We start from the raw sequence: 16,116 nt of genomic DNA, 5'->3' as shown, positions 1-16,116 counted from the left end.
GAGGCGGATGTGGCGGTGGAAGACATGGCGACTCCGGTCAGGCGGGCTGTGCCACGGCTTTTGCGGGCCGGGCCGGCCGTTGGATCAGCAGCACCAGGCCGGCCGCCAGCAGGCAGGCCGCACCCGCCGCGTAGAGCGCCGGGGTGTAGGTCAGCAGCAGCGTGCGCGTGAGGCCCGCGCCCCAGGCCGCCACGGCCGCGCCGATCTGGTGGGCCGCGAAAATCCACCCGAAGACGAGTCCGACCTTTTGCGGGCCGAACGTGGCGCCGGCCAGCTTGACGGTGGGTGGCACGGTGGCGATCCAGTCCAGCCCGTAGAACATGGCGAACAGGCCCAATCCGTAGAACGTGAACTCGGAATGCGGCAGCCAGAACAGCGACAGGCCACGCAAGCCGTAGTACCAGAACAGCAGCTTGCGGTTGTCGTACCGGTCGGACAGCCAGCCCGACAGGACCGTACCCACGAAATCGAACGCGCCCATCATCGCCAGTACCGACGCGGCGGGCACGGCGCCCATGCCGTTGTCCGCGCACAGCGAAATGAAGTGGGTCTGCAGCAGCCCGTTGGTGGACAAACCGCAGATGAAGAAGGTGGCGAACAGAATCCAGAACGTGCCGCTGCGCGATGCCTCGGCCAATGCCTTGAACGGCGTGGCGAAGTTCATCGCCATGGCCGGTGGCGGGGGCGTCGCCGCGGCCGGCGCCGTGTCGCCATAGGCTGCCAGGCCCAGGTCCGACGGGCGGTTGCGCACGAAGGCCAGCGCCATCATGCCCACTGCCGCGCAGGCGATGAAGATCGGCGCGATGGCGGAGCGCCAACCCCAGTGTTCGATCATCCAGGCCGCGAAGGGCAGGAACGCCAGTTGCCCCGTCGCTGCGCTGGCCGTCAGCAGCCCGACGACCAAACCGCGCCGTGCGACGAACCAGCGGTTGGCCACCACCGCGCCCAACACCAGCGCCGTCAGGCCGGTGCCCAGGCCCAGCAGCAGGCTCCACAGAACGAACAATTGCCACAGCTGGCTGGCCAGCGTGACCAGCGCCATGCCGGTGCCCACCAGGGCGAGGCCCAGGCACATCACCGCCCGCAGGCCCCAGCGCTCCATCAGCACTGCGGCGAACGGCCCCATCAGCCCGAACAGCGCAAAACGCAATGCCAGCGCGGTGGAGATCTGGTCCGTCGTCCAGCCGAACTCCCTGGACAGCGGCTGCAGCATCGCGCCCGGCAGGCCCAGCGCCGCCGACATCGTCAGCATGGTCAGGAAGGTGATGCCGGCCACCAGCCAGCCGTAGTGGATGCCATGGCGCTGCAGCCAGCGTGCGGCGGATTGGGACAGCATGGGCGGGCCTTTGGGTGAAGAAGGTATGGTGTGGTAGCGGAGATGCCGTTCGGTCGAAACCGATCAGGGCTGCACGCCAGCAGCCGCGCCGACATCCAGCAAGCGCACCGTTTCGTCGAGCAGCGCGTGCAGGGCTGCCACGTGCGCCACGCCCAATCGCTCGTTCAGCGCCTCTTGCGCAATGCGCCAGTGGCGCTGCGCCTCCTGGCGCTTGGCGCGGCCCGATTCGGTGAGCTGCACGCTGCGGCTGCGGGCGTTGTCTCCCGCCGCCACCTCCACCCAGCCCGCGTCCTGCAGCGGCCGGAGGTTGCGGGTGAGCGTGGACGCGTCCATGCGCATGGCACGCGCCAGATCGCCCGGCCGCACGGGGCCCAGGTTCTGGATGTGCGAGAGCAGCGAATACTGCGTGGTCTTCAGCCCGGTCTTGCCGACCTCGGTGTCGTAGTGCTGCGTGACCAGGCGGGTGACCTGGCGTAGTTTGAGGTTCGTACAGCCTCGGGGTTTCTGGGGTGCATCCATGGCATATGATTGTATCTACAACAATTGCAGGTGCAATCAAAGGAGATGCCGATGGCGAAAGAAGACACCCTGGCGCAGTGGCTTGCGCAGGAACAGGCCGTGATGGAGCGAATGAACGCGGGCCCAGGTGCCGGCGTTGCCACGCCGGCGCAGATTGCCGGCAAGACCGGGCTGGAGGTCATGCAGTCCATGCTGGCCGGCCAACTGCCCTACCCGCCCATCGCGCAGACGCTGGACTTTTTGCTCATCGAAGTGGGCGACGGCGCGGCCATCTTCCAGGGCACGCCGGGCACGGCCCACCTCAACCCCATGGGCACGGTGCATGGCGGCTGGTTCGCCACCCTGCTCGACTCCGCCCTGGGCTGCGCCGTGCACACGCGCATGCCGGTGGGGCGCGGCTACACCACGGCCGAGCTGAGCGTGAACATAGTCAAGGCCCTCACGCCCAAGGTACCGCGCGTGCGCGCCGAAGGCCGCGTGATCCACTGCGGCCGCCAGTTGGCCACCGCCGACGCCCGGCTGGTGGGACCGGACGGCACGCTCTACGCCCACGCCACGACGACGTGCCTGGTCTTCGAGATGCCGGCACAATCGCGGGCATGAGATTCCTCCACACGATGCTGCGCGTTGGCAACCTCCAGCGCTCGATTGATTTCTACACCAACGTCCTGGGCATGCAACTGCTGCGCCAGTCCGAGAACCCCGAGTACAAATACTCGCTGGCCTTTCTGGGCTTCGACGGCGGCAACCCCGGCCAGGCCGAGATCGAGCTGACCTACAACTGGGGCACCGAAAGCTACGACCTGGGCACGGCCTACGGCCACATCGCCCTGGGCGTGCCGGACGCTTATGCGGCCTGCGAAAAGATCAAGGCCGCCGGCGGCAACGTCACGCGCGAGGCGGGCCCGGTCAAGGGCGGCACGACGGTGATCGCATTCGTCACCGACCCCGATGGCTACAAGATCGAGCTGATCGAACGCAAGAACGACGTGGGCGCGGGAACCGGTTTGCGCTGACAGCGGGCTAATAGCTATAGTTTTGATAGCGCAATGCCCTAGTGAAACATGCGCTGGGCACCGATTTGACCTGGATCGGGAAATGACCGGCCGGGCGGGCGGCCTGATCCGCTTTCCTGGCCCATTGGCCCCTGCCTGCCCGTCCGCGCGGGCAGGCCTGGCTTTGGCTCCAGCGGCTAGCCCTGTCCCTTGTGGGCCCACCGTGCCACCCACGGGCACGCCGCCACGGCCACCAGGGCCACCACCGCGCCAGCCAGCGCCACGCTGCCCACACCCCAGAGCGAAATGCTGGCGCCCCCCAGCATGGCGCCCAGCGCGATCCCGCCATTGGCCGCCGACACGTTGACCGTCCCGGCCAGCGCCTGCGCATCCGGCGCCGACTTCATCACCCGCAGCTGGCAGATCGGATAGAGCGCCGTATTGGCCACGCCCCAGACCGCCAGCGCGGCGACCAACCCAATGGGTTGTCGCGCCAACCACATGACCGCCACCATGCCCACCGCCAGCATCGCGCTGAACGCAGCCGTCGTCGCCAGGGGCCTGCGATCCACCCACAGGCCGCCCAGCCAGTTGCCGATCAAACCCACCGCGCCAAAGCCCATCAGCCACCAGCCCACCTGCGATGACGGCACCTGCGCCACCTGCTCCAGCAGCTCGGCCAGGTAGGTATAGCCGGTGAACATCGCGGTGAACACCACCACGGACAGCACCGCATTGGCGATGAACGCCGGATGGCGCAGCAGGCGTGCCTGCGCCGCCAAGCCCACGCGCTGGCCGGCTTTCATGCGGGGCATGGCCATCTGCAGCAGCGCGGCCACCGCCAGCGACAGGGCCGCCAGGATCCAGAAGGCAGCGCGCCACCCCACCGCATCGCCAGCCAGGGTGCCCAGCGGAATGCCGAACAGCATGGCGCCCGAGATGCCCAGGTAGACCGTCGACACCGCCCTCCCCGCCCGCTGCGGCCCGGCCAGTTGCGCGGCGGTCTCGCTGGCCGTGCCCCAGAACACGGGCAAGGCCAGGGCCGGCACGGTGCGCGCGATCGCCAAAACCCAGAGATTGGGCGCCATCGCCGCGACGGCATTCGACACGGCAAAAAGCACCAGCACCGCCACGAACAGGCGCTTGCGCTCGATGTGGCCCAGCCACGCCGTCAGCGCCGGCCCGCACAGCATCACCACCACGGCAAAGAGCGTCACCAACTGGCCGGCCGTGGAAACGGACACACCCAGATCCCGGGCCAATGCCGGCAGCAACCCCACCATCAGGAATTCAGTGGTCACGATCACGAACGCGGCCACCGCCAGCACGACGATGGACGATGCGCCGGCTTTCGTGCCGGTGGGTTCAGTGGTGAGGGGTTCTGTGGCAAGCGTGGGCATACGGATGGGGATGGGGATAGGAATGGGGATGGGCAAAGCCTTCTTCTGGCTGATCCACCAGCTTATTCAATCCCAGGTTTCTTCTGTTGGATGCTTTTTCCTGATTCAATGGAGAAAAATTCTGCAATCGACTCCCTGGAGGGCCCCGCCATCGTGAACAGCTCGGAACGCCTCAAAGGCATCGACGTGTTTGTCGCCGTCGCCGCCGCCGGCAGCTTCGCGGCCGCGGCAGAGCGGCTGAACCTCACCGGTTCCGCCGTCGGAAAATCCATCGCACGGCTGGAGGCGCGGCTGAGCACCCGGCTGTTCGAGCGCACCACCCGCAAGCTGCAGTTGACGGACGCCGGCACCGCCTTCCACCGGGTTTGCCTGCGCGTGCTGGAAGACATCGAATCGGCCGAACGCGTGCTGGCATCCGACACCGCCGAGCCATCCGGCCGCCTGCGCGTGGACGTACCCGCCACCTTCGGCCGCCGCCAGGTCATGGCCTGGCTCATGGCCTTCGCGGCGGATCACCCCGCGGTGCAATTGCACGTCTCGTTCACCGACCGCTTCGTGGACGTGGTGGATGACGGCATCGACGTCGCCGTGCGCATCGGCGGCGCCGACACCTGGCCCGCCAACCTGGGGCACCGGTTCCTCGGCAAGGAGCGCCTGATCTTCTGCGCCTCACCCGCCTATCTGGAGCGCAAGGGCGTGCCCGCCACGCTGGAAGACCTGCTGTCCTCGCACGACGCGATCACCTACGGCCGCGCGGACGGAACGGCCAGCCCCTGGCTCATTTCCCAGGGAGCCGGCCCGACCGAGCGGCGCGCGGTGGACAGCCGCATCGTCGTGGGCGATGGAGAGGCACAGCTCAACGCCGTGGTGGCGGGCCTGGGGGTCGCGCAACTGGCGACCTGGCTGGCGGGGGACGCGCTGCGTGCGGGGCAGTTGGTGCCGATCCTGCCGGACTACGATCTGGAGGGATTACCGCTGCACATCGTCTGGCCGCGCAGCAAACGGCTGCTGCCCAAGGTGGATAGCTTGCTGGGCCACTTGGCGGAGCATTTGCGCGTGCGTTGAAATGGGATTCACGCGGGGAGCGGTCTCGAGCAGTACGAGGGGTTAGGCCCACTACCGCTTTTCAGCTTTGACGTGTGGGTGTCGGCCGTGCAGCGGTTGCAGACCTTGGACCGATGATGCCTACAGGCCGCTGTGGGGCCAGGAGCAGCCGCTCGTTCAGGGCCGGAATCGGGGCCAAAAGCAGACGTTAGACACAGAGGTGCAAGAGGTGGTTGTAGGCTAAAGAACCACTAGAGCCCCGTTGCGAATTGGTATCAAATCGCCGCCAGCTTACTGTCTGCACAATAAACACATGAACGAGCAGATACCCGAACCTCATTGATACGCAGTGCAGCCCAAGCCTGTTGCTTCTCTGCTCGGTACCAGCAAACGCGGACATGCTTACTTGCGAACGTTGTTGATCCATGAGCCCGCTCGGTCCTGATGGTCGTCTTTCCCAAGCCAAGTCAGTGCTGTTTCATGCACCGTATCGTCTCAAGGCTTCAAATTAATGCCGAGCACATCGTGATGTGATTTATGCAGACCTCCCCCAGCACTGTCAGAATCGCCTGCAGCGGTATGCCTATAAAGTGCCGCATCAGGGAGGAATGAGGTTTATGCAGAGTTCAGATGCGGTAGTGAAAGCTAGCACGTTGAAGGTGCCGAAGCTAATCCTTGCCGATGGCAGGTACGTGACACGCGGCAAGCCTCGTAGCGGCGGCTTGGCACAGGTTTACCAAGCATCAGACACGGAGACTGGCGAAACTGTCGCTGTAAAGGTTTTCCGCGTCACGGGTGAGCCGGACGACATCGTCGAGGAATCGTTCCGCCGAGAGGTCCAGGCGCTATCGGAGCTGAAGCACCCTGGAATCATCCGCATCCTAGACTCTGGGCGTGACGACGACGAGGAAGTGCACTACTTAGTGATGGACTGGGTCGACCAAGATCTCAAAACGAGGTATCTGGAAACGCCCTCCTCCCAGTCTGCATTTCCCGACTGGGATAGCTACTACCAAACAATTGGTCTTCCTGTGCTGGAGGCTCTGTCCTTCGCCCACTCCCGCGGTGTGGCACACCGGGACGTCAAACCAAGCAATGTACTGCTGACGCCCGAGGGCCAGGTCCGCCTCTGCGACTTCGGTATTTCGAAAATCCGGAACTATCTTGCGCCTGGCGTCACGCTTGCCCAGTTCGCATCCGAGCCGTTCTCCCCGCCCGAACCAGATGACGGCAGCTACAGCTACAGCCGCGATGTCTTCGGCTTCGCCGTTCTGAGCCTAAGTTTGCTTAGTGCAATGCCAGTGAAGACTGCAGCGGACGTCCAGCGCGTCGTGGAAGAGGTAGACGTTCCTCCTGGCGTACGGCAACTGCTACGGCGATGCCTCTCGACAGACAGTCCTGCCGATCGGCTAGCTATGGCTGCCGTGTTGATTGCAGAGCTCGCACAGGCCGCTCCGCAGGCGTTGCCAACGAAGCCGGTAGCGCTCTTCGTTCTAACGAACAAGGTCCGCGCGACGCTTGAGCACGACATGGCCATCAACAATTCTGATGCTGACCGATTTGTGACCGCAGATCTTGCCCAGGCAGTCGGCGAGCAAATGCCTGAAGATCCGGCGCGGCCAGGCTGGAGCATGTATCTCTACGGGGACAAGTATGGCTACATCGCGCGACCTGATGAGTTCGGCAGCAAGCTGGCTCTCGTGAGCGCTCGAGATTACTCAGCATCGGAGCTCGAGCGACGTACCAAGCAAGCGTTTGAGCTGGGCGTCCGATTCGACATCACCGGCACTGCCCCAGCGGCATCAACCGCTTCGTTGGCAGCAATGCGCGAGGTACTCGCCGAGGCACATGAGAAGCGCAAACACCAACAATTGGAGGAGCGCGAACGCAAGCTGTTCTACACATGGCTGGACCTGCTGTCTGCGAAGGCTGCAATGGAAAAGCAGCGGCAAACGCACCTCTTGTACGAAAAGAAGGAAGAGTTCCAAGAGTTCCTGAAGCTGACCCTCTCGCCCAATCAGACAGCCAACGTGCTACTGGACCAACAGGTCTCTATAGATTCGGGTTTAAGGGACGTTTTCCAGGGCCTCGTTGTGCGAGCGCACGGAAACACCCTGCTGATCCGGCCAAGCGACCGAAACAGACTCAGCCTTACCGCCCTGCCCGATTCAGGCCGTGTCGAGACTGACTCAACTCGCACAGATATGGCATTAGACCGTCAGCGGGCGGCCGTGGAGGCTGTCAGATTCGGCCGGTCTGTGAATCCGGAGCTTGGGAAGCTGATTGCGAGTCCGGAGAAGGTGTCCGTGCCTCCGTCCCAGGACATCGATTTCATCCAGACGAAGATTGACGACGACAAGAAGGCAGCAGTGCTTGCTGCGTACGCAGGACCTGATCTGCTGGTCGTGGAGGGTCCTCCTGGCACAGGCAAGACCACTTTCATCACTGAACTCGTTCTCCAAACGCTGCGCCGCGAGCCGAACGCGCGGGTACTGCTGACATCGCAAACGCACGTGGCGCTTGACAACTCCCTAGAGCGAATCGTCTCGCAATCGGGCGGAAAAGTCGAAGCCATTAGGATTGGCCAACGAGAGGATGACCGCATCGCCCAAAGCACGCGCGAGCTACTGCTCGACGAGCAGCTGCCTGTACTCCGCAAGCGGGCTCTGGCCTCAGGTGCATTGTTTTTGGAAGACCGTGCCACCGCGCTGGGCATCCCCCTGGAGCAAGTCCACCGTTCTATGGCGTTAGACAAACTTTGCAGCTTGAAGACACGCCTGGAGCAGGTCACATCGCGTATCCAAGCAATTGCGAAGCTGCTTGAAGAGCAGAAGGTAAAGCCACTGCTGCCCGAGTTCCTGCGGCAGATGAAGGACGAGCTCACCGGCTTGACCGCCGAGCAGGATGAGCTTGATAGGAGCGCGACCAAGGCCCGGGGCGAACTTGCGAAATATGTGTCCAAGGAAGACTTCGCCGAGTTCACCCAATGTCCGCTTGAAGAGTTGCGGATCTGGGTCGATGAGTACAACGACCGCTCGCCGGGAGGGGCTCAACTCAAGGACCTGCTGCATATTCACGCCGATTGGTCAGCGGAGTTTGGACGCAGCGTCGAGTTCAAAGCCGCCGTGGTGGCCTCCGCTCAGGTGGTGGCCGGCACATGCCTTGGCGTGGCCAGCGTCCCTGGCAAGCACGACCTGACGTACGATCTATGCATCGTCGATGAGGCATCGATTGCCACACCGACGGAGGTACTCGTGCCGATGTCTCGCTCACATCGGACAGTGCTCGTGGGAGACAACAAGCAACTTTCGCCATTTCAGGATCGCGAGCTGGGCAACGCAGGCCTCCTCGAAAAGTTTGGGCTGGTCCCGGCAGACCAAAAACTAACGCTGTTCCAGCGACTGACCGAGGGACTTCCCCTAGACCTGCGAAAGACGCTGACGACCCAGCATCGGATGTTGCCGGCACTCGGAAATCTTGTCTCCGAGTGCTTCTACAACGGCCAGCTGAAAAGCGTAGAACGAGCGCCGGCCGAGCATTTGATGAGCGCTTGGCCAAAACCTGTCATGTGGTTCTCAACGTCACGGCTGCCAAGGCACCGCTCGCAAAAAATAGGAACATCGCACTACAACGATGTTGAGGTCGAGGAGATCCTGAAGCAACTTGGCTTACTAGACTTCAAAATAAGGAACGGTAAATTTCCTGCAAAGAGAGTCAGCGTCGCGTTACTGACGGGCTATGGCGAGCAGCGACAGCGTCTCGATCAAAGCGTTCAATCGAGACGACACGAGTGGAAGAGTTTCAGCGACATCTACGTCAACGTAGTAGACGCCTTCCAAGGCCGAGAGGCTGACGTGGTCCTGTTCTCCGTCACCCGCTCCGAGGTAGATAGCCTCGGTTTCTTAAAGGAGATGGAGCGCATCAACGTTGCGCTCTCCCGAGGCAGAGAGCTACTCGGCATCGTCGGCGACCATTACTACTGCCAGACTGTGAAGGGCGACTTGAATCCGCTCAAGGACGTCATTGAGCACATGCGACGAAATCCCGATGACTGTCAAATTCAGGAGTTGAAACCGTGACGCTCCAAACGATGTTGAACGAGGCGGCTGAGAGTCGTCCTGGCCTGCAGCTCACGTGCTTCAAGGAAGCGGGGCTACCTATCTACGTCCTCAATGTGCGCGTGCTTGTCAAAGAGGTTCGCGCGCTGCCGCCAGTAGAGACCGCCGTGCTTCGCGCTGTGCGAGCAGGCCTCACCCAGCCCCACGAGATCTATCGCTTCCTCGGCTTGCCTGAGCGCTCTCTCATGCCGGTGCTGGCAGAACTGGGGAAGAAAGAATATCTGCAGTACAGCCGGCCCATTGGCAGCACCGATGCCATGGTCAAGCTGACCGCACCGGGGCGAATCGCGGTCGCTGAGGCCTGCTCTGTTCTACCGGTCGAGCGAACAGTTCAGATTTGCTGGGATGCGCTGACTCGCAAGGTCGTCAATATAAGTTCGGAGCAACTCACAAAGCCTCGAGACATGACTGAGCAGGGGCGCTTTGAAGTCCCAGGCGTAAATGCTCGCGAGCTTCGGCCGACAGATATCTCTCTAGAGTTCTTCGACGCCATCCTTGAGCGAAATAAGCCGGCTCTGGCTCTCAAGCAAGAACTCATCGCCATCCAAAGCATCGACCGTCGTGAGTTGCGCTATCTCGAATGTCTGATGTTGTTCTACCGAAGGACAGCAGAGCCAGCGATTATAGATGTTGGCTTCTGGAGAGAGGATGGGGCGTCCCTGCCGCACGAACAGGCCTTCCGCGAGATTGGCGGTCCTGAGCGAGTCGGCGCACGGCTACTTGCCGAGTCCGCGAGCAACCGGCCAGAGTCGGTCATGCAGACCGCACGGGAGACGCGGGTGGCAACGAGAGTTGCGGGCCAACCTACCGTCCCTGCCGAGCTTGAGGACTCCGTGGGCAGTACGCTGCAATCGCTGCTTTGCCACCAGCATCCACAGGTCCTACGGGATGCCCTCAAGAACGCCAAATCGAGGTTGCTGATCATCTCGCCATGGATTCGGCATCAGGTCGTAGATCGATTCTTCCTTGTGGACCTTGAAGCAGCGCTCCGTCGTCGGGTGAAGGTGCACATCGGATACGGCATCGATGAGGGAGACCGTCAGGGACAACCTGCAGCGCCCGCGGCCGCCGACGTTAAGCCAGCAATCACCGAGCAGGCAAAACGAGCATTAGACGCCCTGGCGAAGCACTACCCAAATTTCAAGTTTGTCTACATCGGCAACACCCACCGGAAGATGCTCGTGTGCGACACCGATTTTTCAGTGACCACGAGCTTCAACTGGCTCTCCTTCCGAGGCAGTCCACGTGATAAACCGAGGGACGAGTATGGACAAATGGTTCGCAAGCAGCACTATATTGACCAGCACTACGACGAGGGGATTCGACTAATCGAGCAGGGCTACCAAGGTGTCTAGACTGCCGATGTGATTTAACTCTTGACTGGAGGCGGCCGGTTTTCAGGTTGAACGTCGGTTTTTGGGCGTCGAACTCGAGGAATCGATTGCCGGCAATCGCTGAGCGGCCTCTCCAGACGCCGTTGCGAGCGACTGCTTTGGGCGTACAGCCGCCGTCTGATTGGCTTCGCTGAGCGTCGGAGACCAGCCTAAACCAGTTAGTCAGAAGCCGTGGCAATTGCTAGCTCCCGGCCGGTCGCTGTAGTGGTAGTAGCAATTGTTTGCCAGATAAAGGGGGTGCCAAGGCGATCAAAAACAACCGCAAACCACCGACTGTGTTTGGCACAGCGGCCAGCACTCACCCATCAGCGCCAGCAGCCCATTCGCCTCAAACCTTCGCGCGCAGCGCCACGGCCCCCCGTGCCAATTCGGTCACCCTCGCCCAATCCCCCTGCGCCAGCGCATCCCCTGGCACCAGCCACGACCCGCCGACGCAGGCCACATTCCCCAGCGCCAGAAACTCCGCCGCATTGCCCGGCTGGATCCCACCCGTGGGGCAGAAGACCACATCGCTGAACGGCCCCTGCCACGCCTTGAGCATGGCCAGGCCACCGGCCTGAACGGCGGGAAAGAACTTCAGCGCGTTGAAGCCCTCTTCCTGCGCCATCATGATCTCGCTGCCCGTTGCCACGCCGGGCAGCAACGGCAGCCCCAGGTCGCGGCAGGCGCGGCCGACCGCTGGGGTGAAGCCCGGGCTCACCGCGAAGCGGGCCCCGGCACGGGCGGCGGCCTGGGCATCGGCCGCGCTGCGCACGGTGCCGGCGCCGACCACTGCTTCGGGCACGTCGCGGGCGATGGCTTCCATGCAGGCCAGGGCCTGCGGGGTGCGCAGCGTCACCTCCAGCATGCGGATGCCGCCAGCCACCAGGGCGCGGGCCATGGGCACGGCGTGGGCCACATCGTTGAGCACGATGACCGGGATGACCGGCGCGTCGCGCATGACCTGCACGGCGGTGAAGGCCGCGTTGCCGTGGTTCTGCTGGTTGGTGTCGTCGTCGTTCACAGCCACGAGCAGGCTCCCTCTTCTGCGCTGAGCGCGTTGCGCCGGAATCCGGCAAACAGTTCACGGCCCCAGCCGTGGGCGTTGTCTTCGGCCTGTGCGGGCGGCAGCACGGCGGGCGTGCGGGCCTGCCAGGTGGCGGCATCGACCAGCACGTCGAGCGTGCCCGCCACGGCGTCCAGCCGGATGACGTCGCCGTCCTGCACCCGCGCCAGCGCGCCGCCGGCGTTGGCTTCGGGCGAGACGTGGATGGCGGCCGGCACCTTGCCCGATGCGCCGCTCATGCGGCCATCGGTCACCAGCGCCACGCGGTATCCCTTGCCTTGCAGCACGGCCAGGGGCGGGGTCAGCTTGTGCAGCTCGGGCATGCCGTTGGCCTGCGGCCCTTGCCAGCGCACCACGCAGATCACGTCGCGGTCCAGCTGCCCGGCCTGGAAGGCGGCCTGCAGTTCGGCCTGCGAGCCGAACACGGCGGCGGGCGCCTCGACCACGTGGCGGTCTTCCGGCACGGCAGAGACCTTGATCACGCTGCGCCCCAGGTTGCCCTGCAGCAGCTTGAGGCCGCCGGTGGCGCTGAACGGCGCGGTGGCCGGGCGCAGCACGCCGTCGTCGCCGCTGGCGCCGATGTCGGTCCAGCCCAGGCGCCCTTCGGCGTTGCCATGGGGCAGCCGGGTGTATTCGCGGATGCCGCCGGGCCGCACGGTGAGCACGTCTTCGTGCATCAGGCCGGCATCGAGCAGTTCGCGCAACACGTAGCCCGGGCCGCCCGCGGCCTGGAACTGGTTCACGTCGGCGCTGCCGTTGGGGTACACGCGGGCCAGCAGCGGCACGGCGTGCGACAGCGCGGCGAAGTCGTCCCAGTCGATGACGATGCCGGCCGCACGCGCCACGGCCACCCAGTGGATGAGGTGGTTGGTGGAGCCGCCCGTGGCGAGCAAGGCCGACATGGCGTTGACGATGGCGCGCTCGTCGATAACCTTGCCGATGGGCGGGCACGCGGGGCCGAGCACGGTGCGCGCGGCCTCGCGGGTCAGCTCCTGCCGCAGCGCCTGGCCGGGGTTGATGAAGGCGGTGCCGGGCACGTGCAGGCCCATGGCTTCCAGCAGCATCTGGTTGCTGTTGGCGGTGCCGTAGAACGTGCAGGTGCCTTCGCTGTGGTAGGCGGCGGATTCAGCGGCCAGCAGTTCGGCGCGGCCCACCAGGCCTTGCGCGGCCTGCTCGCGCACCTTGGCCTTGGCGTTGTTCGACAGGCCCGAGGTCATGGGCCCGGCCGGCACGAAGACGGTGGGCAGGTGGCCGAACTGCAGCGCGCCGATGAGCAGGCCGGGCACGATCTTGTCGCACACGCCCAGCATGAGCGCGGCGTCGAACACGTCATGGCTCAGGGACACCGCCGTGGCCATGGCGATCACGTCGCGGCTGAACAGGCTCAGCTCCATGCCGGGCGTGCCCTGCGTGACGCCGTCGCACATGGCGGGCACCCCGCCGGCGACCTGCGCGGTGGCGCCGTGCTTTCGGACCTCGTCCTTGATCAGATCGGGGTAGTGCTGCAGCGGCGCGTGGGCCGAGAGCATGTCGTTGTAGGCATTGACGATGCCAACGTTGGGTGCCTTCTGGGCCACCACGCGCAGCTTGTCGTTGCCGGGCATGCCGGCGAAGGCGTGCGCCACGTTGGCGCAACCCAGTCGGTCGGCACCGCGGTCGCGGTGTGCATGGGCTTCGAGCTGGGCAAGGTAGGCGGCGCGGGTGGGCGCGCTGCGCTCGCGGATGCGCCGGGTAACGGCTTCAACGGTGTCGTGGATGGGCATGCTGGCGGGTGTTGGCAACGGGCTGGCGGAGCGCCCATGGTAAACCCGCAGGCCGCTCCGTCTGTAGGCAAAGGGCATGTGTCGGCCCGCCCCGGCCCGTGGCCGCGGGGCGAGCCCATGCGTGCCGGGTTACTGGGCGCCGCGCGCCTGCTTGACGGCCGCGTTCACCGCGTCCCAGGTTTCCTGGCCGACCGATTTGGCGATGCCGGTGTTCACGCTGGCGAGCTTTTCGCGCATGCGGTTGGCTTCCGAGCCGGGCAGTTCGTTGACCTGCATGCCCTTGGTCTTGAGGTCGGCCAGGGCCTTGGCGGCTTCTTCGCGCGTGTCCTTGCGTTCGAAGTCGCGGCTCTTGACGGCGGCGTCCTGCAGCACCTTCTTTTCCGCGGCGGAGAGGGTGTCCCACCACTTCTTGCTGACGGTGACGATCCACGGGCTGTACACGTGGTTGGTTACCGTGAGGTACTTCTGCACTTCGTAGAACTTGCTGGACACCACCGTGTTGAACGGGTTCTCTTGGCCATCGACCGCGCGCGTTTCCAGGGCAGTGAACAGTTCCGAGAACGGCAGCGGCACGGCGTTGGCGCCCAGGGCCTTGAAGCTGTCCAGGAACACGTTGTTCTGCATCACGCGCAGCTTGATGTCGCCCAGGTCTTCCAGCTTGTTGACGGGGCGCTTGCTGTTGGTGAGGTTGCGAAAGCCGTTCTCCCAATAGACCAGCCCGACCATGCCCTTGGGCTCCAGCTTGGCCTTGACCTTTTCGCCGACCGGGCCGTCGAGCACGGCGTCGGCCTCCTTCACGTTGTTGAAGAGGAACGGCGTGTCCCACACGGCCATCTCGGGCACGATGCCCACCAGCGTGGCGGTGGAGCCCACCATCATCTCCTGTGCGCCACCGATCAGCGCCTGCTGCATCTGGGTGTCGGAGCCCAGGGCGGCGTTGCCGATGGTGCGCACCTTCATCTTGCCGCCGGAGGCCTTCTCGACCTCCTGCGCGAACAGGCGGGCCGCGCGGCCCTGGTTGGAATCGTCGACCAGGCCATAGCCGAAGCGCACGAGGCGCGGCTTGAAGTCCTGGGCCTGGGCGGCCCCGGCGGCCACCAGTGCGGCCACCAGGCCGGCGAGAGCGAAACGGATACGCATGCTTGTCTCCTTGTATTGAAAGCGCTGAAGAGAGAGGGAAAACGAAACCATTGGAAATCGGGGCCGGCTGCGGTTCAATGCAGCCAGCGCAGCGGGCCGGTGATCAGCACCGGGAACAGCACGAACAGCACCAGCAGCACTACGTACATCAGCAGGAACGGCGTGGTGCCCTTGATGACGGTCTCCATGCGCAGACCACCCACCCCCGCCACCACGTTCTGCACCGTGCCGACGGGCGGCGTGATGAGGCCGAGCGATCCCACATAGATGAACATGAAGCCGAAGTACACCGGATCGATGCCGGCCTTCACCGCCAGCGGCAGGCACACCGGCCCGAAGATCAGGATGGTGGGCGTCAGGTCCATGGCCGTGCCCACGACGAGCAGGAACAGCATCATCAGCGCCATGAACACGATGGGATTTCCCATCACGCCGGAGAAGCTGTCCGCCAGCATGGCGGGCAGGTCGGCCAGGGTGATCATGTAGGCCGTCACAGTGGCCGCGCCGCACAGGAACATCACCACGGCGGTGGTCTTGCCCGCCGCCAGGAACACTTCGTACAGCTGTGACCAGGTGAGTTCGCGGTAGACGAACATCGACACGAACAGGGCGTAGACCGCGGCCACCACGGCGGCTTCGGTCGGCGTGAAGATGCCGCCCTTGAGCCCGCCCAGGATGATGACCGGCATCATCATGGCCCAGAAGCTGTGGACCAGCGCCTTCATGCGCGCACCCCATTCCACGCGCTCCATGGACGGCAGCTGGTGCTTGCGGGCGATCCACCACCAGGCCAGGATCAGGAAGATGCCCATCATCAGGCCCGGAAACACCCCCGCCAGGAACAGCTTGCTGATGGAGGTGTTGGTCGTCACCCCATAGATCACGAACGGCATCGACGGCGGAATGATCGGCGCGATGATGCCGCCCGATGCCAGCAGGCCCGCGCTGTAGCTGGGCGGGTAGTTCTGCTGGCGCATCATGGGCAGCAGGATGGTGGCCAGGGCCGCAGTGTCGGCGATGGCCGAGCCGCTCATCGAGGCCAGCAGCACCGCGGCGCCGATGGCCACGAAGCCCAGTCCCCCGCGGATGTGCCCCACGAAAGCGCGCGCCAGGTCGATGATGCGGCGCGACAGCCCGCCCGCATTCATCAGCTCGCCCGCCAGGATGAAGAACGGCACCGCCAGCAGCGGAAAGTTGTCGAAGCCGGCCTGCAGGTTCTGCGCGAGCAGCTGCGAGTCGAAGAAGTCCAGGTGCCACATCAGGGCCACGCCCGTCAGCACCAGCGCGTGGGCGATCGGCATGCCGATCACCATGCCGCCGATGAGCACCAGCAGAAAAATCGCGGTCACGATCATGTCCGGC

12 protein-coding genes are annotated in these 16,116 nt (G+C 64.4%); 5 read left to right on the top strand and 7 right to left on the bottom strand.

Going from position 1 to position 16,116, the window contains the following annotated elements; genetic code table 11:
- Positions 1-37: 37 nt before the first annotated feature.
- Positions 38-1,336, bottom strand: coding sequence for an MFS transporter (locus R1Z03_RS21750; RefSeq protein WP_317355054.1), 1,299 nt, complete (start codon positions 1,334-1,336; stop codon positions 38-40).
- 63 nt (positions 1,337-1,399) lie between these two features.
- Positions 1,400-1,855, bottom strand: a complete 456-nt coding sequence (locus tag R1Z03_RS21745; RefSeq protein WP_284428359.1) for a MarR family winged helix-turn-helix transcriptional regulator — start codon at positions 1,853-1,855, stop codon at positions 1,400-1,402.
- Between the two features lie 51 nt (positions 1,856-1,906).
- Here R1Z03_RS21745 and R1Z03_RS21740 point away from each other — a divergent pair, with 51 nt between their 5' ends.
- Together R1Z03_RS21740 and gloA are read left to right on the top strand one after the other, a co-directional pair.
- Complete coding sequence (locus R1Z03_RS21740) at positions 1,907-2,458, top strand: PaaI family thioesterase (RefSeq protein ID WP_317355049.1); 552 nt, start codon at positions 1,907-1,909, stop codon at positions 2,456-2,458.
- Positions 2,455-2,871: a lactoylglutathione lyase gene (gloA, locus tag R1Z03_RS21735; RefSeq protein WP_284402030.1), complete on the top strand. Its 417-nt coding sequence runs from the start codon at positions 2,455-2,457 to the stop codon at positions 2,869-2,871. Before R1Z03_RS21740 ends, gloA begins: the two co-directional genes overlap by 4 nt.
- Positions 2,872-3,047: 176 nt before the next feature.
- Here gloA and R1Z03_RS21730 read toward each other — a convergent pair whose 3' ends face one another.
- A complete protein-coding gene (locus R1Z03_RS21730; RefSeq protein WP_317355044.1) occupies positions 3,048-4,250 on the bottom strand; it encodes an MFS transporter in 1,203 nt (400 codons plus the stop codon).
- Between the two features lie 108 nt (positions 4,251-4,358).
- On the opposite strand from R1Z03_RS21730, the gene R1Z03_RS21725 reads away from it, so the two are divergent.
- The 3 genes from R1Z03_RS21725 (at position 4,359) to R1Z03_RS21715 (ending at position 10,767) form a co-directional block, all read left to right on the top strand.
- The gene (locus R1Z03_RS21725) at positions 4,359-5,315 is read left to right on the top strand and encodes a LysR family transcriptional regulator (RefSeq protein WP_317355041.1); all 957 of its coding nucleotides are present in this window, start codon (positions 4,359-4,361) and stop codon (positions 5,313-5,315) included.
- A gap of 596 nt (positions 5,316-5,911) precedes the next feature.
- Positions 5,912-9,373 carry an AAA domain-containing protein gene (locus R1Z03_RS21720; protein WP_317355039.1) on the top strand — a complete coding sequence of 1,154 codons (3,462 nt, stop codon included), beginning with the start codon at positions 5,912-5,914 and terminating at the stop codon, positions 9,371-9,373.
- Positions 9,370-10,767 carry a phospholipase D-like domain-containing protein gene (locus tag R1Z03_RS21715; RefSeq protein WP_317355037.1) on the top strand — a complete coding sequence of 466 codons (1,398 nt, stop codon included), beginning with the start codon at positions 9,370-9,372 and terminating at the stop codon, positions 10,765-10,767. The genes R1Z03_RS21720 and R1Z03_RS21715 overlap by 4 nt, the downstream gene beginning before the upstream one ends.
- Positions 10,768-11,134: 367 nt before the next feature.
- Here R1Z03_RS21715 and eda read toward each other — a convergent pair whose 3' ends face one another.
- The 4 genes from eda to R1Z03_RS21695 form a co-directional block, all read right to left on the bottom strand.
- Positions 11,135-11,809, bottom strand: coding sequence for a bifunctional 4-hydroxy-2-oxoglutarate aldolase/2-dehydro-3-deoxy-phosphogluconate aldolase (eda, locus tag R1Z03_RS21710; RefSeq protein WP_317360455.1), 675 nt, complete (start codon positions 11,807-11,809; stop codon positions 11,135-11,137).
- The gene (gene edd / locus R1Z03_RS21705; protein WP_317355034.1) at positions 11,806-13,614 is read right to left on the bottom strand and encodes a phosphogluconate dehydratase; all 1,809 of its coding nucleotides are present in this window, start codon (positions 13,612-13,614) and stop codon (positions 11,806-11,808) included. The genes eda and edd overlap by 4 nt, the downstream gene beginning before the upstream one ends.
- Before the next feature lie 129 nt (positions 13,615-13,743).
- Positions 13,744-14,754, bottom strand: a complete 1,011-nt coding sequence (locus tag R1Z03_RS21700) for a TRAP transporter substrate-binding protein (RefSeq protein ID WP_317355031.1) — start codon at positions 14,752-14,754, stop codon at positions 13,744-13,746.
- Positions 14,755-14,828: 74 nt separating this feature from the next.
- A complete protein-coding gene (locus R1Z03_RS21695) occupies positions 14,829-16,109 on the bottom strand; it encodes a TRAP transporter large permease subunit (RefSeq protein ID WP_317355028.1) in 1,281 nt (426 codons plus the stop codon).
- Positions 16,110-16,116 lie beyond the last annotated feature (7 nt).

Source organism: Acidovorax sp. BLS4 (genome assembly GCF_032929295.1).
In the GTDB taxonomy this organism is placed as follows: Bacteria; Pseudomonadota; Gammaproteobacteria; order Burkholderiales; family Burkholderiaceae_C; genus Paracidovorax.
This window is presented reverse-complemented; position numbering and strand designations above follow the sequence as displayed.